Raw genomic sequence first — 20,832 nt, 5'->3', positions numbered from 1 at the left:
TGAAGAGGTAAGAGCAATGTCAGAAAGACAGAAAATAGCCTTGAGTCGCCGTTCATTTATAGCTTGGACATCAGCGGCATCAGTGATGGCTACGTTACCGCTGAGTAAGCAATTATATGCGGCAACACCAGAGGAAGAAAAAGCGGTTGAGCAAGCAACAGATGCGGTCACTCAAGGGAAATGGAAGCCCGTGGCCTGCTGGCATAACTGTGGTGGCCGCTGTGTTAATAAAGCACTGGTGGTTGATGGCGTGGTTGTTAGGCAAAAAACCGATGATGTGGTTGCGGACTCACCTGATTTCCCACAACAACGAGGTTGTTTACGTGGCCGTTCACAACGTAAACAAGTCTTTGGCGCAGATCGCTTAAAATATCCAATGAAACGTAAAGGCTGGGCTCCCGGTGGTGGAGATAAAAGCTTGCGAGGCCGAGACCAATGGGTACGCATCAGTTGGGATGAAGCATTAGATATTGTGGCATCAGAATCGAAACGTATTAAAGAAAAATATGGGAATGAATCGATTTGGATCACTGGCGGTAATGGTGTTGATATCCAAAACGTTTATGCGAAAGCTGGGGGATTTGTTGGCGATTGGGGAACAACCTCATGGGGGGCATGGTTTGAAACACCAGCTCATTTAGGATTGCTTGAAGGGTTTTATACGTTTGGTACCAATGATCGCTTTGATATGCGTAACTCCCAGTTAATTGTAATGTGGGGAGCAAACCCAGCGTGGAGCAGCCCTGGTAGCCCAACCTATAATTACTATCAAGCGAAAAAAGCGGGAGCGCGCTTTATTAGTATTGACCCAAGTTATACGACCACGGCAGAGTTAATGGATGCAGACTGGTACCCTATCAACCCCGGTACTGACCATGCTTTAGCTCTGGGTATCATGTCTGCGTTATTAGAAATGGATAGCCCTGACAACCCATTGATTGATTGGGATTTCTTACGTCGTTGCACGGTTGGTTTTGATGAAAATAATATGCCAGCTGGCGCTGATCCAAAAGGTAACTTCAAAGATTATCTGTTAGGCACCTACACGGGGGAGCCGAAAACACCAGAGTGGGCCTCTCATATTTGTGGTCTGTCAGCCAGTGATATTCGCAAGTTAGCGCGTGAAATCGGCGGTACTAACCGAGTCGCATTGCTTACCGGTTGGGCGCCTGCTCGGATCCATAATGGTGAAGGATGGGTACAAGCATTCTCAACATTAGGCTTTATGACTGGCCATATGGGAAGGCCTGGTCGCATGACTGGGGTTAGTTGCCACTTCGCTGCTGGAAATAATGGCACACGGCTCGTAATGGCAGGAGCCAGTGGGTTACCTTCAATACCAAATCCAGTTAGCTTGAAAATTAATCACAATGAGCTTAACCGTGCATTATTAGAGAAAAAATTCCGCCAACGTGGTGTTGGGGATGTCGATGCAAATATCCAAATGATCATTCACCCGTTTAATGCGACACTGCAAACGCGAGCTAATATTTCGCAAAGTGTTGAAGCTTATCGTAAAGATGTAGAGTTGGTTGTAACTGCAGCATATGTTCCACATACTTGTGCTAAATATTCGGATATCGTCTTACCCGTTACGACAGAGTGGGAACGCGAAGGAACCATATTAAATCCAAGTAACCGCGAAGTTATTATAGCTGCGGTGAATGTAACTCCGCCACTTTATGAGGCGAGAAGTGACCAGTGGATTGCCAAAGAAATAGGTAAACGTTTGGGTATTAATGTCGATGAAGTTTTCCCTGTTTCGGAAAAACAACAATTTTTTAATAAACTCAATGGCGCAACAATTATTGGTGAAGACGGTAAGACGACAGAGCCATTAATCACCATTACCCAAGCAGATATTGATGAATGGCAAATAACAGGTAAGCCACAGCAAGGCCGAATTACCCTCAATGAATTTCTTACTGTTGGGAAATACCAAGTCAAGCGTACTGCTGGTGATAACTATGGTTATATTGCCTATGAAGATTTTATTCGCGACCCTCAAGCCAATCCACGACCAACTCCGAGTGGTAAATTCGAAATTTACTGCCAAAAATTAGTCGAAAAAGCCGATGAATGTGGCTGGACGAAATTACCGCCAATTCCTGAATATATCCCGTCCGCAAGCGGTTATGAGGCAAGTTTTAGCGACTTCTCGAAGAAGGAAAAAGGGGATTATCCATTCCAAATCTATAACCCACACTATTTACGTCGATCTCACAGTACGCTTGATAACGTGCCTTGGCTGCGTGAGCAGTGGCCAAGCCCAATTTATATCAATGCGTCTGATGCGAAACGCTTGGGTATTAAACACGGTGAAACTGTGTTGATAACGAGCCCACAGGGGAAAATTGTGCGTCCTGCTTTAGTCACACAAACTATGAAACCGGGTGTTGTGGCATTACCACATGGAAGTTGGACAGATGTTGATGAAAAAACAGGAATAGATATGGCGGGAGCTGATAATACGCTAACCATTCAAGTCCCTACAGGGCTTGGGACGTCAGGGTGGAACACGATGCTATGTAATATTGAAAAATGGCATGGTGACCAGCTAGTTCCAGATGCTGCAATTCCACAGCGTATTATTTTTTAGGGGGCAATAAGAAATGGATAAACAAGTTGGATTTTATATTAATGTTGCCACTTGCATTGGTTGCAAAACCTGTGTTGTTGCATGTAAAGACAAAAATGATCTCGAGGTCGGGCGCAACTTTCGTCGTGTGTATGATATTGAAGTTGGTGAATTTCCACGTCCTCGGACTTGGCATTTGTCTATTGCCTGTAACCATTGTGACGATCCGCAATGTGTCAGCCATTGCCCTACCACCGCAATGCATAAACGAGAAGAAGATGGGGTTGTATTAGTCGACCATGATAAATGTGTGGGGTGCCGCTATTGTACATGGGCTTGTCCATACGAGGCACCTCAATTCGATGCCAGTATTGGAATGATGACTAAGTGCGACACTTGTCTTGATCTCCGTGAAAAAGGCGGGAATCCAATGTGTGTTGATTCTTGTCCTATGCGTGCGATTGAATTCGGTCTAATTAGTGAGTTACGTAAAAAATATGGCTCGAATGCAGATATTGCAGGGTTACCTAGCTCAAGTATTACCAAACCGAACCTAGTTGTCGGTACAAAAGGATAAGGATAATTATCATGCATGAATTTCCATTGGTGGTTTTCACCTTATTTATGCAAGCTTCTGTAGGGTGCTTGCTAGTTTCATTGGTGTGCTATTTTCGTGTACTTGAAGGCGGAAATAACCGACAAAGTGTCCAGTTTATTAAACTGCCTATTTTAGCGAGTTTTGTTTTGGGTTGTGTTGGGTTGTTAGGCTCACTATTTCATATGGGGAACCCGCTACACATGTTTTACACCATGTTGCATGTGTCGACCTCATGGATGAGCCGTGAAGTGTGGGCGACGGCAATCTATATGGCGCTCTTGTTTTTCAGTATTGCACTGCTATTACTTAAACAAAATGCGAATGCGCTGTTACTGTCGCTGAGTGCGTTAGCCGGTATTATCTATATGTATGCAATGTCAGCGTTATACGCTAATACCTTGTTTAACCTCTGGAATGGCTTATTTACCTACGCCAGTTTCTTTGGCGCGGTGTTATTGCTTGGTGGTGTAGTTGCGGCATTATTACTGGTAGGTTCTTTACGTCGCCATGGCAAAGAAGCGCAATTAAAACGTGTGGTCAAAATTGCGCTAGGTATTGGTGTTATAGGAATTTTACTCATGTTACTGGGCGCATTATCTCTACTAGGGAATATGGGAGAGCCGATTTATATGGGAATGACGCCACGTGAACTCCCTGATGGTTTAGTGAACTTAAGTATTGTTAGAATCATACTTATTGCATTAGGGGTATTGTTTGTTGGTCGTTTACTGTGTCAAAAAAATGGGCACAATGTGAATGCAACATTCGTGATGTCACTGGCAACACTCTGTATTTTTGTTGGCGAGGGAGTTGGTCGGGTAGTGTTTTTCTCACTAGGCGGTTAGTTCTTATTAGAAGCAAAATATTATTTGTTTTGCTTTTAACCATATGATGTCGTTAAGTAATATGCTCCGAGGGGAAATTTTCCCTCGGATTTTTTAGTTTTCTTCAGTGCTTTTCATTCTAAATCAAAAACAATAACCCTTTATATAATAAGGAATTAAGCTAGAGTAATTTCAAAATAAATAGTAAATTAAGTTGATTATCTGTAATGATTCTAATTATCATTATTGCTCTTAATCTCCTTTGTTACGTATCCCTTATGAATTTAAAAACTAGCAAGTTACTAATACCATTAGCAATTTCAGCTGCATTAGCGCCTTATCATGTTTTCGCTGTTGAAAATTCAAAAAATGATCAGATTACAGTTACAGGTAATTGGCTTGAAAATACTGAAGATGGTGAGGTGGTATTTAATCACCCAGGTGCTCGGACAGTAAGATCTCAACAGCAAATTAAAGAATTAGGCAGTGAAACCATTGGGGATGCTTTAAAAGGGATCCCAGGGGTGCAGGTACGCGAAAGTAATGGGACAGGGGGAAGCGATGTTTCCTTAAATGTAGGGGTACGAGGGTTAACCTCACGTCTTTCACCGCGTTCAACGATTTTACTCGATGGTATGCCACTAGCCGCTGCGCCTTATGGTCAACCTCAATTGTCGATGTCACCATTATCACTAGGTAGTATTGAATCTATTGATGTGATCCGTGGAGGGGCTTCTGTGCGTTATGGACCACAAAATGTGGGTGGTGTAATTAACTTTGTGACTAAGCCTATTCCGAAAAACTTTTCTGGGGGTGTTTCGTTACAAACTCAAGGAGCTAAAACGGGTGGGTTAAAGACATTGGTGGATGCGTCCGTAGGGGGTTCAAAAGCGGATGATTCAGCGGGAGCGCTATTGCTGTATTCAGGGTTACACGGGCAAGGCTACCGTAAAAGCAATGATAATACTGATATTGATGACCTGATTTTAAAAACCCGTTATGCCATAACAGATAACGACGAGCTACTGGCTAATTTTCATTACTATCATGCGATGTCAGGTATGCCTGGAGGGTTGACTCAAGCGCAATATAATACTGACCCCTTCCAATCAACACGGCCTTATGACCGTTTTGAAGGCAATCGACAAGATATGTCATTGAAATACAAACATGAAGAAGATGACAAGCAATTTGAGTTAATGACATGGTTTAGTAAAAGTTATCGGGGTAGTTACATAGAAAGTGACCACAAAGATAAAGCCAATGAAAGACGCTTAGTTTCTTACCCTCGCCACTATACCGCTTATGCCATTGAGCCTAGCTACTCACAATTATTCCGTTTTAATGATATTTCACACGAAGTGACAGTGGGGTATCGTTATTTAAATGAGACCGCAGACGAAAAAGCTTACCGTTCAAATTGGTACCAAGCGGGCACTCAAAGTTCGCGGCCGAGTACCAATGATTATTATCAACACACATCGGGTGGAACAGAAGCCCATGCGATTTATCTTGATGACACGATTGATGTCGGTAACTGGACTATCATTCCGGGTATTCGCTATGAAAACATTAATATTCATTTAAATGATAGCTTTAAAAACCAAAATAGAAGTAAGCGATATAGCGAACCACTTCCTGCGTTAGCCGTGATCTATCATATTGATGATGAATGGAAACTATTTGCTAATGCGAGTACGTCATTCGGCAGTTTACAGTATTTCCAGTTGAATACTAAAGGGGTAGGGAATTCCCCTGCGAATGGGTTAAGTGCAGAAAAAGCACATAACTATGAAGTGGGGACTAAATACGATAATACAGCGCTATCCCTTGAGGCGACCTTATTCTATATCGACTTTGATGACCAACTACTTTATGTTGAAAATACAACGGGTTGGACAAATCTGGGCGCCACGACTCACCAAGGTGTGGAATTGGCTGCAAGGTATAACCTGTCTGACCTGAGCGATAAATTGGAGGGTATCAGCGTATACAGCACCTATACCTACACGAAAGCGGTCAGTAAAAAAGGTGACTTTGCCCATAAAGATTTACCGTTTTATTCACGGCAGATCTTTACCGCAGGTAGCCGTTATGAAACGGGGAATTGGGTATGGAACTTAAATACCTATGCGCAATCTACCCAAGAATCGCCAGGGACATCAAGCCATTATGTAACAAAGCCCAGTGCGGATGGTCGATACGGAACAATCCCCGGTTATATGGTATGGGATGCACGAGGTGAGTACCATTTTGGTAAAAGTTTGTCTGATTTAACGCTATCAGCGGGTATTAAAAATCTTTTTGATCAAACCTATTTTACGCGTTCTACGGATAATAATTATGGTATCTATGTGGGGCAGCCAAGAACTTACTATGTTCAAGCATCTGTAAAATTTTAATAAATACAAGGCAGAACAATGATAATGAGAAAACTTATCAATATATTCGTGCTGGTTCTTGGTACGGTTAGCCTACTATTTTCGGCTAGTAGCTTATCTGCACCTATCACGGTGAAGGATATTGCGGGTAGGGACGTAACCGTCAATGCGCCAGTATCTCGAGTGATGCTGGCAGATAGCCGTGTCTTAGTTGCGCTGAATATATTACATCCACAAGAACCACTAAAAGGGATTATTGCTTGGGATGATGCGTTAATAAAAAAAGCGCCTGACCTGAGTGTGGCTTATAGCAAAAAATTCCCAGAATTAAGCAAGATCCCTGTTTTCCCAAACCCGTATACAACGGACTTTAGCGTTGAGAAAGCGTTGGTTGCACAGCCAGATTTACTCATTTTTGATATTGGCTTAAAGAGTAAGCTCACAGAAAGTGGCACTCTATCATTATTGGAAAAAAGTGGCTTACCTGTCATTTTTATCGATTTTAGACAATATCCACTGAAAAACACTTTGCCGAGTATGACGTTATTGGGCCAAGTATTTGGTGAGGAACAACAAGCGCAAGCATTTAATCAGTTTTACCAGCAAAAGTTAGACTTAATCCGTTCAAGAGTGGCTAAACTTAGTCAAGAGCAACGCCCAAGCGTATTTATTGAACGAGCCGCTGGTATCCAAGGGGAAGATTATTGCTGTAAAACGTTTGGTAATGGCAATTTTGGTGAATTTGTTGAAACCGCTGGTGGAAATAACCTCGGTTCCCAATGGTTCAGTATTGGAATGGGGGGTGAAATCAGTGAAGAACAACTGATTCACAGCAACCCAGACTACTATTTAATGACGGCAGCAGATTGGGATAACACTCGTAAAGGTAGCGCCTCTGTACCACTAGGTTATACCGGAAATAAACAAACTTCTTTGGCTAGACTGAATAAGCTAATGGATCGCCCTAAATTTCGTTCATTATCTGCTTTCAAAAACAAGCAAGTATTGGCGCTCTATCAGCAATATTATGATACGCCATTCAATATTATTGCAGTGGAAGCAATTGCAAAATTCATCCATCCGGAGCTGTTTGCAGACCTTGATCCGCAAGCGGATAGCGATTACTTACATAAAACGTTCACTGCCTTAGACGGTGATGGTGTGTTTTGGGTTCAAGCGCAATAATTATCTTCTCATGTAGCCCGCTTTAGTGCTGTTGGCAGCTAAAGCGGGCAAATAGTTTATTAGCTAATAAGAGTTTAAGCTTCGTTGATCACTGGCAAAATAATTTTTGACGGGTGCTCACTAGAAAAATGTAGGCTATTACAGGCTATTTTCCACGTTCTGTCACCTGCGATAGTTTTACCCGTATTTGTATTGAAGTCATACTTAGGGAAGTTGCTACTGGAAATATCTAATCGGATACGGTGTCCTTTTGCGAAACGATTTGCACAGGCAAAGGGCTTAATTCTCACTTCGACAATTTCATTCGGTGTTAATAATTCCTTTTTCTCATATCCATGCCGAAAACGGCAGCGAATAATGCCATCTGTAATATTCATGGCATATCCTTGTGGGTAATCGACACTAGGTGGGTAAACATCAATAAGCTTTGCAGTAAAATCCGTATCTAAAGCATCACTACTGATCCAAAGCGACACCTCTATTTCACCGGCTAAACAGACATCTGTTTGCAATTCTTCGGTTTCGAAAACTAAGACATCACTACGTGCAGAAAGAGGTAGGTTATTTTGTTTGCTACCAAAAAATTGCGGTAATTCACGTTGGTTAAAAGCTCCTCCCCAAAATATCGGTTGGCCTGAAGTTAAGGCACCGCCAATGGTAGGGACAGGGTGCTTAGGGTCATAACAATAGGATATTGAGGCTGTTTTAGTGTAGGGGTGAAGATATAATTTGTTATCTGGCCACAGATAATATGCAGTTTTTTCAGTATTTGCTAAAGGCCATTGATGGCAGTTAAGCCATTTTCCACCATGCTCTATACGCCCTTGTCGGTCACGTTTACCGCTTCCACCACCCATCATAAATATCGTTACATCTTCATGATTGTTTTTGGAGTCTTCATCTTTTAAGTGAGCTTCAAACCAGTTTAACCGGCAAGAAAGCCAATTTTCACTGACATTATTATCAAATGCGGCGATATCACCGAACTCTGCGTCACCACTATGAGTGATATTGCGGTCACCATGGAGCCAAGGGCCCATGATTAATTTTTGAGGTGATTGTTTTTTAGTAACAAATGCATGATAGTTATCTAATGTTGAACTGACATAGGCATCATACCAACTGGACATGAATAATACTGGGATATCAGGTATTTGGTCATAGTAGCCTTCAGCATAGATGCCTATTTTCTGCCAATAATCGGAAAAACACTCTTCTTCCCATTGTTCAAATAAATACGATTCATATTCAGGGACGTGTTTAAGCAATGTTTGTCCTTGATACCATGGCATTGTTGTGAACCATTCATGGATATTTTCTTGTTCGAGTGCAGCTAAAATATCGGGAGATTGCTGGGCGAGTGGGCTTAATTTAGCTTGTTTAAATGCCCAAGTAGCTTGTTTGAGTTCAAAAGCGCCTCCTTGACGGATCCCACATTGATAGGCGTTGGCAAATCCACCGGAATCCAGCACCATCGTGTGTAAGCCTGGTGGGTTTAGACACGCCATTGCTAATTGTGTATGCGCGGCATAAGAGAGGCCCATTGAACCTATTTTGCCATTACACCAGGGTTGTTCCATAATCCATTGTAATGTATCAAAACCATCTTCGGCTTCATTAATATATTTTGTGAACTTTCCTTCGGACTCATAGCGTCCACGGCAATCTTGATACACAACAATAAAACCATACTCATTGAAGTATTTCGCCATTTCTTGGCGTGTTATTTGCTGGCCTGATACTGTTTTTTCCGAACGAGAAGGTGCGCTCTTATCATAGGGGGTTCGCTCTATAATAACGGGAAAAGACGCAGTTGATTGAGTTTGTGGAAAGTAAACATCGGTAGATAGCATTATTCCATCACGCATTTTTATCCGGTAATTCTTCATATCCATCTTATTAATACCCTATGGTCACGGCGATGGTCAGTAAGCCGATACTGATCGCCATAAAAATTAAAAATAGCGGTAAAATATACTTCGCCCAAGTAGTCCAACTTACGCCTGCCGTAGCTAAGAAGATTAATAACCCACTGGATGTTGGTGTGATCATGTTAGTCAGCCCATTACCCATTAAAAATGCAAAAACAGTTGTTTGAGGGGAGACACCAGAAATTTCACCAACGGGGCCTAAAATTGGCATTGTGACAGCGGCTTGCCCAGAAGTAGATGGAATGGCAATGTCTAATAATAGTTGAGAAATAAACATGCTATATGATGAAACATAAGGACCGTGATTACCGACTAATCCAACTAATTGATGAATAATGGTATCGAGAATTTTACCTTGAGAAAGAATAATTTCGACCGCAGTCGCTAACCCAATTAACACCCCTGCGATAAGGACTTTTTTCATTCCACTGACAAATGCGTTAGCAGCGGCACTTGCGGTTAAACCACTACAAAAAGTTAAAATGACACTTAAGAATAAATAGTAAGCAGATAAATCATTATTTTTCCAATGCCAGCGATTAGAGGCATAGACTAAAAATGCAACACCGATAGCTAAGACAATTAACATAAGTTTATGGCGATGGGTTAATCGTGTGGCTTGATTATGTTCTTCAACCACATAGCTTGTGAGTGTCGTTTTACGAATGCTATAGAAAACAAATAAAATTCCGAGTGTAATAAAAATAAGGTACGCCGCAATTCGCATACTTAAACCACTAAAAACGGGTAAACCAACAAGCGGTTGTGCTATAGAAAGCGCATATGGGTTGGTGATGGAGGCGAGGTATCCTACCTTAACTGCAATCGCTACAATGGCAAGCCCAATAAGTTCATTCAAGCCAACGCGTTTCACTAAGGCAATAACCATGGGAATAACTAAAAGATACTCTTTGGCTAACCCCATAAAGGTACTTCCCATGGAAAATACAATCATTAAGAAAGGGATCAACAAATAGATATTGCCTCGGGTGACGTGAAGCAATCGTTCTAACCCTGATTCTATTGCCCCTGTTTTATTGAGAATTCCAAACATTCCTCCGATGAATAGCACCATATAAATAAGCGGTGATTGTTTAACAATTCCTTCGGGGATCGCTTTAAACAGTTGAGGTAAACTGACGGGCGCGGCAGTACCTTCTGCTGATTTTTCAGTGCCTAATAATTGCTCTAACGTGATGTCTTTAGTAATAGTTTGGTAAGAGTCAGGAATGACTTTTTTGCCATCGCGTTCATATTGGCCTGAATTAACAAAATAAGTCATTAAAAAGGCAATGATAACAATAGTTAACATTACTAAAACTGGGTTCATTTGCCAGCCTGGCGGTGACGATGGAGTTTGTATGGTGTTGTTTGTTGGTTGCATGGTGTTGTCTCTTTTATTGTATTAATTATGAGTCGTAACCGAGCTGCCTTGATATGCGTAAAGCAGACAGAAGCAGTTGTTCAGTCATATCTTGTTCTTTTTCATCAGAAAAACGGCTTAGTGGTAAGCTAATGCTCAGTGAAGCAATGCATTCCCCGTGTTGTGAAAAGATAGGTGCGGCAATAGCACCGATACCTGCGGTTAATTCACCTCGGGTAATGGCAAAACCTTGTGAGCGTATGGTGGCAATTGATTTTTCAATTGAGGGGTTCTTTTCAATAAAATGTGCTTGAACATCTTTAGGTGAGTAAGCCAATAGTACTCTGCCTGACGCTCCAGATCCTAACGGTCGGCGATTGCCAGCTTCACTGCGTACTTGAAGTGATTGCCCTGATGGCTTATGAAGAACTTGTAAAATTTCACCGTTGTCACGTATACGCATTTGAATGTTTTCATCAAAACGTTGACGGAGTTGCTCTGCTTCAACTTCCGCGACTTGGATATAGTTTATTTGCTGGCGAGCGCAATTCCCCAAGCTTAATAATTGATGGCCTAAATTATAGGTCACTGGATTTTCATTTTTTTGCACGAAATGACGGTTTTCTAATGTGCATAATAAGCGGTATACCTTGGATTTATTCATGCCAGATAAGCGTGCAAGTTCACTTAATCCAAGATTGTTTTTTTCACCTAATAGCATCAATAGCAATAAAGCATCATCAACGGCAGTGACAATATTCTCTTTCATCTCAACCTCGACTGGTTTATACAGTAAACCATTGGTTTATTTAATAAAATTAGCATGGGGAATAATAAAAAATGATTCAAGAGAGTTGTTAATAAATTGTGAGGTGAGTTAGGGTTTTAAAAAGGTTTCTGCCAGTGAAAAAAAGAGAAATGAAATATTTATAAGATAAAACAATTGGTTACATAAAACATAAAACGAGAAAGTTTTGATGGGAACATGAATAGAAATTATTGTAAATGGAAAGCTAGTCGTCATTTATGGTGGTTATTTGGTTCACCTAGTGAAATTGATTCGTACACCAGTAATAAATAAAAGAACCTCCAGCGAAAAAATACGTCGTTTTTATTGAATTTTTAAGGGGAAAAATTCGGAAATGGCAGCGGTTATCAAAAAAGCATCGAAGGCATTTCTTAAATAATGAGCCTTATGGCAGAATGAAATTCACTTTTCTTAATGGATAACAGAGATGAAACTAGCGCTGGTCGGTTCTGGAAAAATAATCATGTCGGCTCTTGATGCTTTAATACAGGTGCAGGGGATAGAGCTAGTCGCACTGTGTGTTCGGGCGGAAAGTATTGAAAAGGGGCAGGATATTTGCCAACAATTTGGTATAGCAAACTTATATACTGATTATCAAAAGTTGTTACAAGACCCGGATGTTGAGGTGATATACATAGGTTTGCCAAATCATTTGCATTATCAGTATACCTTTGATGCATTGATGGCTGACAAACATGTGGTATGCGAAAAACCGTTTACACCAAATTGGCAACAGTTGCAGGCGTTAATTTCCATTTCACAGACTAGGGGGCTTTTTTTGTTTGAAGCCATTACGTCTATTCATACCCCTGAATTTCATTTTATCAAGCAACATATTGATAAAATAGGTGAAATCAAAGTGATTCACGGTAATTATTCCCAATATTCAAGTCGATACAATGACTATTTGCAAGGCCGTATTCATGCCGCTTTTGACCCACAGCAAGCAGGTGGCGCTCTCTATGATATTAATCTATATAACATTTATTTGTTATCGGCCTTGATGGGAGCACCCGATAGTAGCCACTATATTTGTAATAAAGGGTTTAATGGAATTGATACATCAGGGGTACTAACAGCCCATTTTGAGCATTCAGTTGCATCGTGTGTGGGAGCGAAAGATTCGGCGAGCCCCGGTTACTTTATTATTCAAGGTACTAAAGGGCATATTTGTATCACGGGAGCCCCAAGCCTGTGCCAGTCAGTTGAGGTTTGTATTGATGGGGAAATATCCAACGTATCTCGGGATGCAGCAATCAATCATATGGTCTATGAGTTTGCATTCTTTCGTGAGCAAGTCGCCAGTAAAAACCGTGCTAAATGCGATGAATTGCTTGAATTAGCATTAATTGTCTCAAAAATATTGCATCAGTCACGAGACGATGTAGGGCTGGTATTTGAATCATAAAGACATTGGCAGCGCAATGGCTGCCATAATTTGTCAATCTAATATGAATATAAGGATGCGACTGATTTCCCCAGTTTTTCAGCAAGCTCAGATGCTGCATATCTGTCCATAACTACCTCAATATAGGCCGCATGGTTCGATAGTTCGGCCTGCTTAATCGCATTGTCTAATTCATTGCAGTTGGTAACACGCTGACAATACCAATCATTACAACCTAATGCGGCGGGAAGCTGTGCATAATTCCATTGGGGTAAGTCGTTGTAATAGGCTTCAGGGTTTTTACACAGAAGTCGTTCAATTAAATAGCCATCATTATTTAGGACGAAAACAATCGGTTTTAAACCAAAGCGGGCAAACTGGCTAATTTCTTGGGCCGTGAGTTGGTGAGAACCTTCCCCAGTCACTAAAATAACTCGCTTCTGTGGCTCCGCAATTGCTGCACCAAAGGCTGCAGGAGTAGCCCAGCCGATAGATCCCCATAATGTTTGATTGTGAAATTGTGCATTTTCAGGTAATAAAGCAAAACCTAACCCCATAGATGCTGTCCCCGTTTCTGCAATAATAATGTCGTCCTTACGGAACATTTTTTCTAGGCGAGGGTACAAATATGAGGCGGTAATTTGGCCATTTTCACCTTGCTGTGGTGATCCTAATCCTTGAGCTTTGAGCCCAACATGGTTAAGTGAGGGCGCAAGTTCTTTTAATTTATCTAACACATCTTTCATCAATACATTTGGGTAGATAGCGGAACCCACTTTCACATGGTCAGAAAGGATGTTAATACAGCTTTCAGGGTCAATCGTTGCGGTGAAGCTACCGGAGTTGAAGTCCGTTAATACTGCACCGATCCCCATAATACAGTCACAACTCTCGACAAATTCTCGCACATCAGGGTTCATTAGTTTTCCATTATAAATCCCCATATATTGAGCGTTAGATTCGCTTAATACCCCTTTATCCATAAACATGGTGGCATAAGGCAGGCCAGTTTTCTGGATAATAGCCTCAACATCAGTCGTTAAGCCGAAACGAGCCGTTAAAATCCCAGGAATAATGCAGGCTTTTGTACTCGATGTGAGCTTTTCGACAATAGCGGTAACCGCAGCTGATAATGACTTGCTGTGACTTTTATTTATAGTGATAGTTTCAGGTGTTTCATCTGCTTTAATTGGCATAACAGCGTAGTCAGAAGGGAAACCTAAATAAACGGGTCGAGATTCTTGTAAAGCGGTTGTAATTAAACGTTCTGTTTCGGCAATACAGTTTTCAGGCGTTAAAATAGCGTGAGCACAGCTTAAATGTTGGCTCATTTGATAAAACACATCGAAATCACCATTTCCTAGGGTGTGGTGAACTAAACGGTGGTTTTTCTGAACCCCACTTGCTGGCATACCAACAAGATGAAAAATGGGAAGATGTTCAGCATAAGCGCCGGCAATACCATTTAAAGCACTGAGTTCGCCGACACCAAAAGTGGTTGATAACGCCGCAGCACCTTTCACACGAGCATAACCATCCGCAGCATATGAGGCATTGAGTTCATTGCAGTTACCAATCCAGCGCATATTTTCACTTTCACATACTGCATCTTCAATAGGAAATGCGTAGTCACCAGCAACACCAAAAATATCGTGAATACCGATTTGGTAAAGTTGATCTAATACGTACTCGATAACCGTCTTATTCATCATGCTGATCTCCATTAATTGCCTAGCTAATAATTCTAAGTTGAATTATTTTTATCGTTTATTATGCTTTAAAGGAAATCACTTAAACTCATTCTATCTATAACTAAAAATCATAGGGGGCGAAATGGACATTCGTTCATTACGTTATTTTGTTGAAGTTGTGCAGCTCAATGGTTTTAGCCGCGCGGCAGAAAGTTTATTTGTCACGCAACCAGCGATTAGCCGCAGTATTAAAAAATTAGAAGATGAACTTGGTTATACTTTGCTGATTAGGGAAGTCGATGGCGTTAAATTAACAGAGGAAGGCTATATTTTATTGGCTCATGCGAAGCAAATCCTTTCACAGTTTGGCAGTATGAAAAAAGCGTTACTGGAAAGGTCAGGCCCTATATCTGGAGTACTACCCGTGGGGCTACCACCCGTGATAGCATCGACCTATTTTGCTGATATTATTATGGCTTTTAGCCAACGTTATCCACAGGTGGAACTGAAAATTCTTGAGTTGGGTACGCGCAAAATGCGTGAGGCAATGTTAAATGGCGAAGTTGAAACTGCAGCTGTGATGTTACCATTTGCAGATGACCACTTTGAAGTACACCCTTTTTCAACCGACCGATTAATACTATTGGTCAGCAATCAGCATCCACTCGCAATACGTGAATTTGTTAAATTTAGTGAAATAGCCGATGAGCCTTTTATTTTCTTTTCTGATGATTTTCTAATTAATGAACTTGTTGTTAGTGCTTGCGGTGTTTATGGTAAAAAACCCACTATTTCTGGGCGCAGTAGTCATTTAGATTTGGTGACTGCTATGGTAAGAGCCGGGGTAGGGATAACGCTACTTCCGGACAGTATGTGGCAGAACACCAGTTCAGTGGGATTATCCGTTATTCCAGTTATTGAGCCAACATTGGCTTATGACATTGCTTTAGCGACAGTAAAAAGTCACCACCAAAGCCGTCGTGCACAAGCATGGCATGATTTGGCTTTGGATATGTTAAGAATAAGAAAAGAGTAAGCGAGGCTTACATAAAATTTGATACCCAATCGGGTATTTTCTTATGCAGCCTTCACGTTTTATCAGTCATTACGGATAAAATAGAATAAGCCCAAATACAGCAAAGATGGCAAGGTGCATCCAGCCTTGAATAGGGGATGTTTTCTGGCCATTAAATGAAAGCATAGTCAGTAACATGGTGATTGCGAATAAAACAATTTCCGCGTTTGAAATCCCCATAATGACTTGTTTACCGGTAATAATGCCGATAATTAATACTGCAGGCACAGTTAAACCTACGGTTGAGACAAATGCACCTTGGCAAAGGTTTATCGCTCGTTGCATTTCATTATTCATTGCCGCTTTTACCGCTGTGATTGATTCAGGCGTAAATACGATAATGGCGATCAGGACACCACCGACTGCTACTGGTGCTCCTAAAGCTTCAATTCCGTAATCAGTCACGATGGCTAAGTAATGCGCAAGTAAGACAATAGGGAGTATCAGCCCAATTAACACACAAGAACGAATGATAATGGCTTTTTTGTTTGACTCAGAGTGGTTATCTTTCTTTTCGATATTATTGTCTGTCAAAACATTGTTAGCTGAAATGTATTGTTCTGGGACACTCATCAGCCCTTTAGGCGGTTGGATAAAAAACCGACGATGGCCTCGCATCTGCATCCACAAGAAAGCACCATAGATAAGTATAGTAATACCCGAAATACCAATGGCTTGCGTATAGGAATACTCCTCTTGGCTAGAGGTATAATTTGGTAGGACTAACGCTAAACCAGTCAGTAATACGATCATTGAAAGATAACTGTTTGCCCCTTGCGTATTATATTCTTGTTCACCATTTCTAGCTGAACCTGCGAGTAAGCAGATACCTACGACGAGGTTCATGATAATCATCATCACGGCGAATATTGAATCACGGCCAATGGTTGGAAAATCACCGGGACCTAGTAGAACCGAGGCAATAAGAATGACTTCAATTAAGACAATAGATAAAGTCAGGATCAGCGTTCCGTATGGCTCACCCAATTGTTGAGCAAGATGGTCAGCCTCTTTAACGACGCCGAAGGAAGCGGTTAGAATCGTAATGAATAGCAGTAAAAAAATCCAAGTTGCACTAAATGCAGAAAGGCTGTCATTAAGTAATGTTTCACCACTTAAGATAAAGAAAATGACGACTAACCAAGAGCCAATTAACCGACACCAAGTTGTTAACGGGATGAGTGAACTATTGAAACAGAAGCGCCCCATATTGTTTTCCTTTAGAAGAAAGGGCCGTCCCTGTTGCTGATACGCACTTGAGGTCGTCCTCAAGCCGAAAGAATATTAATCGGTCATTACTATAGCATTCATCGATTATCTTGCAACTCCTGCTTGGAAATAAGCGTTATAGTCGCTGATAACATCGAAGGGGATTTTGACTCGCTTAAACACAATAAAATAGGATATTTCTATATAACAGATTACTTATTAACTAGCTATAAACATTCATTTATTAATAAAGATTGAGTGAGGTTTGAGTATTGACTTGGCTTGAAATTTTTCTTAATAAACAATGTTTATTAAGAACTAATAATAATTACATGAGAAATTATTTTTGATTTAAATCACATATGCAGAATATTGTTCATACATTAATGAATCAAAAGCGCTATTGTTAAAAAAATGAAAACAAATTGTTTATTTTATTTGGCGGGGTGACAAATGAGCGCAGTAAATTATGATTATATTATTGTAGGTGCAGGTTCTGCCGGTTGTGTTCTTGCTGCTCGGTTGATCCAAGAGACGCAATCCAAAGTATTACTTATTGAAGCGGGTGGTAGCGATAACCACTTGTTTATTCGTATGCCAGCTGGCGTGGCGAAAATTATTGCCCAAAAAAGTTGGCCTTATGAAACTGAGCCAGAGCCTCACGCGAATAACCGTAAAATGCAAATTGCCCAAGGGAAAGTGTTGGGGGGAAGTAGTTCTGTCAATGGAATGATTTATATCCGAGGCCAGAAACAAGATTATGATAATTGGGCGCTAAATTACGGATGTGAAGGCTGGGGATACTCAGATGTATTGCCATGGTTTAAAAAAGCTGAGAGTAATGAAAGCCTGACAGGAGAATACCATGGAACAGAAGGCCCACTTCCTGTCAGTGAAAATAGATACCGGCACCCATTATCAATGGCATTTATTCGTGCAGCGCAAGAGCATGGTCTTCCTTATGTCAATGACCTTAACGGAGAAAGCCAACAAGGAACAAGCTTTTACCAGACGACAACACATAATGGAGAAAGAGCCAGTACATCAAGAACCTATTTAAAATCAGTGGAAAAGAGTGATAATTTGACATTAAAGCTTAGCACTCAAGTGAACCGTATTATCATCCGCGATAACCACGCGATTGGTGTTGCCTATCAAGGAAAAAATGGCCATGAAGTTGAAGCATTTGCCAGTTGCGAAGTATTGGTCTGCTCGGGTGCGATGGGCTCTGCAAAATTATTGATGCTATCAGGGATCGGGCCAGAGGAGCATTTGTCTTCGTTGGGGATCCATACGCATGTGAATCTACCTGTTGGCAAAAATTTTCATGACCACCTACATATGTCAATTAACGTCACAACTAAGCAGCCAATAAGTTTATTCGGCGCGGACCAAGGTTTAAATGCGATTAAACACGGGGTTGAGTGGATGGCATTTCGCAGTGGACTGCTCACCTCTAACGTTTTAGAAGGCGCTGCATTTAAAGACAGCTGCAACCAAGGTCGCCCTGATGTACAAATTCACTTTTTACCTATTTTAGATAGTTGGGATGACGTTCCTGGTGAGCCTCTGCCCGCCGCACACGGCTTTTCATTAAAGGTCGGCTACTTACAACCTAAGTCTCGAGGTGAAATTTTATTGCGCAGCACAGACCCACAAGCCCCACTAAAAATTCACGCTAATTATCTTGCCTCACCTGAAGATATGGAAGGTTGCAAGCGCGCAGTTAAGTTTGGCTTAGAAGTATTGGATTCCCCTTCATTACAAGCGCTAAGCAAAGAAGTTTTAATGCCACCCGCTTCTGTACGTCATGATGACGCTCAACTTGAAGAGTTTGTCCGAAATTTTTGTAAAACAGTTTACCATCCTGTGGGAACTTGCCGTATGGGAACGGATACCACAACATCAGTGACTGATTTGCGGTTACGTGTACATGGTATTGAAAACTTACGTGTCGTGGACTGTTCTGTAATGCCTGAAATTCCAAGTGGCAATACCAACGCACCAACGATAATGATTGCAGAACGCGCCGCAGCGATGATTATGGAAGATAGAAACACAAATTAACCTTGTGATAGGCTAATATAAAAAAACAGCATAAAACCAAGGTAACACCTGAGCTTTATGCTGTTTCAATACACTTATGGTACTTAGAGCGAACTAATGTTAGGTTATGTGTTATACAGTAAACCATTATTTTTATTTTATTGATTTATAACATATTTATATTTAATGATTTATTTTGTATTCAAAGGTATGTTCATTTAATTAAATCTATCAAATAAAGCAGCATTTTTTTGTTAAAATTAAATAAACTATTACTGATATTCAACTTTTAATATTCCAGTAGCCTTAAATGAGCCTAGTTCAATTTCTTTTCCTTCATGAAATACGGGTGTCGCAGTTAATACTGGCTGTGTTTGATAAGTGAAATTACGGTATTCATTAGGTAATAAAAGTGTATTATCTGCTTGAATTTTTAGACCTAAATTAGGGTTGGATGTTTCAACTAAATCAGTATTAAAGCCAGCACTAGAGCTTTCAAGCTTTAATTTAAGATTTGGATTACTGGATGATTTATTTCCGCAATCCAAATGATAGTCAATATTTTTTGTATAGCGCTCACTGGTAAACTTATTTAGATTTATTTCACCAAATGAGACCTCAATAGGTTGCCCAGGGCCATTTTCACCATATACATCACAAGTGCTTTCAATAACATCTACCTTAATTGTTAATGTATAGGTTTCTGCAATACAAAATCCACTAAAAAAAATAATCAGTGTGTTCGTGAGTATTGCAAATAGTAAAAGTAATCTTTCTTTTATTATTTGAATTAAGAATATCATAATTATTTATACTCCAATCAATAAATTAAATAATTTAAATTTATTTTTATTAATTAATTACAACAGATAGAATAGCATTTCCAACCCTCGAACCTGGTTCAGGATTTCCCAATGCAGATAGAGTTGAGCTAATGGAGAATGGTAAGTTAGTATTTTTTTTAATCTCAGTTTGAACTAAATTATTTGACATACATTTTCCTGAGACACATACATCTAATTGGCTTTCTACACCATGTAATAAATCAATTTTATTTTCAGGTAAAAATTGGAATGTGGCGCTCATATCGCCAGTGCATGATATACTTCCGTCAATATTTGCAATATTTCCATTTATATTATTTGAATTGACATTACCATGAGATATAGTTAATGGCATAGATACATTGCAAGAAGGCAATACAGGGATTTCAGGAACATTAACTGAACAGGTTGTTCCTACAGTTTTGTCATTCACAATTATTTGTAAACAGGTATCTGCATAACCTGTTGCAGATGCAGAATAATCGAAGAAATTGATATATCTAACATTAAACTGCCCAAATTTCACGCCAAAATCAGGTAGCACCTCACTACAGTGCTTAGGTGTGTTTCGTGTGACTGAATAGTATTTAACTACACCTAGATTATATATACTACTAAACCCAGATAGTAGAGTAATATCTGGTGTTGCCATAGCGTGTATAGAGCCTGTCGATGAGCGACCAGTTGCAATAACTGTAATATTACACTCAGTATTTGTGCTGTTTTTGATCTCATCTGGAATATACAAAAAATAAGGGCCTAACGTTTTTGGTATAACATTGTATGCATCACTAATTAGTGGATGCTTTATACTTGTCGTATATATACTGTTAGGATTTAATGGGCTTGCATTAGCTTTACTATTAATTATGAATAGTAAAGCTAGCATCAATATTTTTATAAGATAAATGTTTTTATTTTTTAGCATTACG

General features: G+C 40.3%; 15 protein-coding genes. 8 read left to right on the top strand and 7 right to left on the bottom strand.

The features are described 5' to 3' along the window. Positions 1 to 16 precede the first annotated feature (16 nt). The 5 genes from PSF09_RS00245 to PSF09_RS00225 all read left to right on the top strand — a co-directional run bounded on the left by PSF09_RS00245 (position 17) and on the right by PSF09_RS00225 (position 7,566). On the top strand, positions 17 to 2,599 hold the full coding sequence (locus PSF09_RS00245; RefSeq protein ID WP_272683319.1) for a molybdopterin-dependent oxidoreductase: 2,583 nt from the start codon (positions 17 to 19) through the stop codon (positions 2,597 to 2,599). A gap of 13 nt (positions 2,600 to 2,612) precedes the next feature. Next, entirely contained in the window at positions 2,613 to 3,155 is a 543-nt protein-coding gene (locus PSF09_RS00240) for a DMSO/selenate family reductase complex B subunit (protein ID WP_210835542.1), read from the top strand. 11 nt (positions 3,156 to 3,166) lie between these two features. After that, on the top strand, positions 3,167 to 4,021 hold the full coding sequence (locus tag PSF09_RS00235) for a dimethyl sulfoxide reductase anchor subunit family protein (RefSeq protein ID WP_272683318.1): 855 nt from the start codon (positions 3,167 to 3,169) through the stop codon (positions 4,019 to 4,021). A gap of 257 nt (positions 4,022 to 4,278) precedes the next feature. Continuing rightward, positions 4,279 to 6,402, top strand: coding sequence for a TonB-dependent receptor family protein (locus PSF09_RS00230; protein ID WP_272683317.1), 2,124 nt, complete (start codon positions 4,279 to 4,281; stop codon positions 6,400 to 6,402). A gap of 18 nt (positions 6,403 to 6,420) precedes the next feature. Further along, the gene (locus tag PSF09_RS00225; protein WP_272665024.1) at positions 6,421 to 7,566 is read left to right on the top strand and encodes an ABC transporter substrate-binding protein; all 1,146 of its coding nucleotides are present in this window, start codon (positions 6,421 to 6,423) and stop codon (positions 7,564 to 7,566) included. Positions 7,567 to 7,640: 74 nt separating this feature from the next. Here PSF09_RS00225 and PSF09_RS00220 read toward each other — a convergent pair whose 3' ends face one another. From PSF09_RS00220 to PSF09_RS00210, 3 genes are read right to left on the bottom strand one after another with little or no spacing between them, the layout of a single operon-like run. Beyond that, the gene (locus PSF09_RS00220; RefSeq protein WP_272665023.1) at positions 7,641 to 9,461 is read right to left on the bottom strand and encodes a CocE/NonD family hydrolase; all 1,821 of its coding nucleotides are present in this window, start codon (positions 9,459 to 9,461) and stop codon (positions 7,641 to 7,643) included. A 4-nt stretch (positions 9,462 to 9,465) separates the two neighbouring features. Next, a complete protein-coding gene (locus PSF09_RS00215; protein ID WP_272683316.1) occupies positions 9,466 to 10,881 on the bottom strand; it encodes a YfcC family protein in 1,416 nt (471 codons plus the stop codon). A 25-nt stretch (positions 10,882 to 10,906) separates the two neighbouring features. After that, positions 10,907 to 11,629 carry an IclR family transcriptional regulator gene (locus PSF09_RS00210; protein WP_272665021.1) on the bottom strand — a complete coding sequence of 241 codons (723 nt, stop codon included), beginning with the start codon at positions 11,627 to 11,629 and terminating at the stop codon, positions 10,907 to 10,909. A 466-nt stretch (positions 11,630 to 12,095) separates the two neighbouring features. Here PSF09_RS00210 and PSF09_RS00205 point away from each other — a divergent pair, with 466 nt between their 5' ends. Continuing rightward, on the top strand, positions 12,096 to 13,076 hold the full coding sequence (locus PSF09_RS00205) for a Gfo/Idh/MocA family protein (protein WP_272683315.1): 981 nt from the start codon (positions 12,096 to 12,098) through the stop codon (positions 13,074 to 13,076). A gap of 38 nt (positions 13,077 to 13,114) precedes the next feature. On the opposite strand, the gene PSF09_RS00200 is transcribed toward PSF09_RS00205, so the two are convergent. Further along, positions 13,115 to 14,764 (bottom strand): alpha-keto acid decarboxylase family protein, encoded by a 1,650-nt coding sequence (locus PSF09_RS00200; protein WP_272683414.1) that lies wholly within the window; start codon positions 14,762 to 14,764, stop codon positions 13,115 to 13,117. A gap of 124 nt (positions 14,765 to 14,888) precedes the next feature. On the opposite strand from PSF09_RS00200, the gene PSF09_RS00195 reads away from it, so the two are divergent. Then, positions 14,889 to 15,782 (top strand): LysR family transcriptional regulator, encoded by an 894-nt coding sequence (locus tag PSF09_RS00195; RefSeq protein WP_272665019.1) that lies wholly within the window; start codon positions 14,889 to 14,891, stop codon positions 15,780 to 15,782. Positions 15,783 to 15,851: 69 nt separating this feature from the next. Here the strand turns inward: PSF09_RS00195 and PSF09_RS00190 are convergent, their stop codons facing one another. Further along, positions 15,852 to 17,030: a calcium:proton antiporter gene (locus tag PSF09_RS00190; RefSeq protein WP_272683314.1), complete on the bottom strand. Its 1,179-nt coding sequence runs from the start codon at positions 17,028 to 17,030 to the stop codon at positions 15,852 to 15,854. Positions 17,031 to 17,483: 453 nt separating this feature from the next. Between PSF09_RS00190 and PSF09_RS00185 the strand changes: the two genes are divergently transcribed. Further along, positions 17,484 to 19,097: a GMC family oxidoreductase gene (locus tag PSF09_RS00185; protein WP_272683313.1), complete on the top strand. Its 1,614-nt coding sequence runs from the start codon at positions 17,484 to 17,486 to the stop codon at positions 19,095 to 19,097. Between the two features lie 251 nt (positions 19,098 to 19,348). Here PSF09_RS00185 and PSF09_RS00180 read toward each other — a convergent pair whose 3' ends face one another. Then, positions 19,349 to 19,879 (bottom strand): fimbrial protein, encoded by a 531-nt coding sequence (locus tag PSF09_RS00180; RefSeq protein WP_272683312.1) that lies wholly within the window; start codon positions 19,877 to 19,879, stop codon positions 19,349 to 19,351. Positions 19,880 to 19,928: 49 nt separating this feature from the next. Continuing rightward, positions 19,929 to 20,828, bottom strand: coding sequence for a hypothetical protein (locus PSF09_RS00175; protein ID WP_272683311.1), 900 nt, complete (start codon positions 20,826 to 20,828; stop codon positions 19,929 to 19,931). Between the last annotated feature and the right edge of the window lie 4 nt (positions 20,829 to 20,832).

It is taken from the genome of Providencia sp. PROV141 (assembly GCF_028481645.1).
Classification (GTDB): Bacteria; Pseudomonadota; Gammaproteobacteria; order Enterobacterales; family Enterobacteriaceae; genus Providencia; species Providencia rettgeri.
The sequence above is the reverse complement of the archived record's forward strand: the minus strand, read 5'-3'. Positions and strand labels throughout refer to the sequence as shown.

What these genes read in the sequence shown, in the direction of transcription:
- PSF09_RS00245 (WP_272683319.1), top strand. Translation starts at nt 17, where the DNA reads ATGTCAGAAAGACAGAAAATAGCCTTGAGTCGCCGTTCATTTATAGCT.
- PSF09_RS00240 (WP_210835542.1), top strand. Translation starts at nt 2,613, where the DNA reads ATGGATAAACAAGTTGGATTTTATATTAATGTTGCCACTTGCATTGGT.
- PSF09_RS00235 (WP_272683318.1), top strand. Translation starts at nt 3,167, where the DNA reads ATGCATGAATTTCCATTGGTGGTTTTCACCTTATTTATGCAAGCTTCT.
- PSF09_RS00230 (WP_272683317.1), top strand. Translation starts at nt 4,279, where the DNA reads ATGAATTTAAAAACTAGCAAGTTACTAATACCATTAGCAATTTCAGCT.
- PSF09_RS00225 (WP_272665024.1), top strand. Translation starts at nt 6,421, where the DNA reads ATGATAATGAGAAAACTTATCAATATATTCGTGCTGGTTCTTGGTACG.
- PSF09_RS00220 (WP_272665023.1), bottom strand. Translation starts at nt 9,461, where the DNA reads ATGGATATGAAGAATTACCGGATAAAAATGCGTGATGGAATAATGCTA.
- PSF09_RS00215 (WP_272683316.1), bottom strand. Translation starts at nt 10,881, where the DNA reads ATGCAACCAACAAACAACACCATACAAACTCCATCGTCACCGCCAGGC.
- PSF09_RS00210 (WP_272665021.1), bottom strand. Translation starts at nt 11,629, where the DNA reads ATGAAAGAGAATATTGTCACTGCCGTTGATGATGCTTTATTGCTATTG.
- PSF09_RS00205 (WP_272683315.1), top strand. Translation starts at nt 12,096, where the DNA reads ATGAAACTAGCGCTGGTCGGTTCTGGAAAAATAATCATGTCGGCTCTT.
- PSF09_RS00200 (WP_272683414.1), bottom strand. Translation starts at nt 14,764, where the DNA reads ATGAATAAGACGGTTATCGAGTACGTATTAGATCAACTTTACCAAATC.
- PSF09_RS00195 (WP_272665019.1), top strand. Translation starts at nt 14,889, where the DNA reads ATGGACATTCGTTCATTACGTTATTTTGTTGAAGTTGTGCAGCTCAAT.
- PSF09_RS00190 (WP_272683314.1), bottom strand. Translation starts at nt 17,030, where the DNA reads ATGGGGCGCTTCTGTTTCAATAGTTCACTCATCCCGTTAACAACTTGG.
- PSF09_RS00185 (WP_272683313.1), top strand. Translation starts at nt 17,484, where the DNA reads ATGAGCGCAGTAAATTATGATTATATTATTGTAGGTGCAGGTTCTGCC.
- PSF09_RS00180 (WP_272683312.1), bottom strand. Translation starts at nt 19,879, where the DNA reads ATGATATTCTTAATTCAAATAATAAAAGAAAGATTACTTTTACTATTT.
- PSF09_RS00175 (WP_272683311.1), bottom strand. Translation starts at nt 20,828, where the DNA reads ATGCTAAAAAATAAAAACATTTATCTTATAAAAATATTGATGCTAGCT.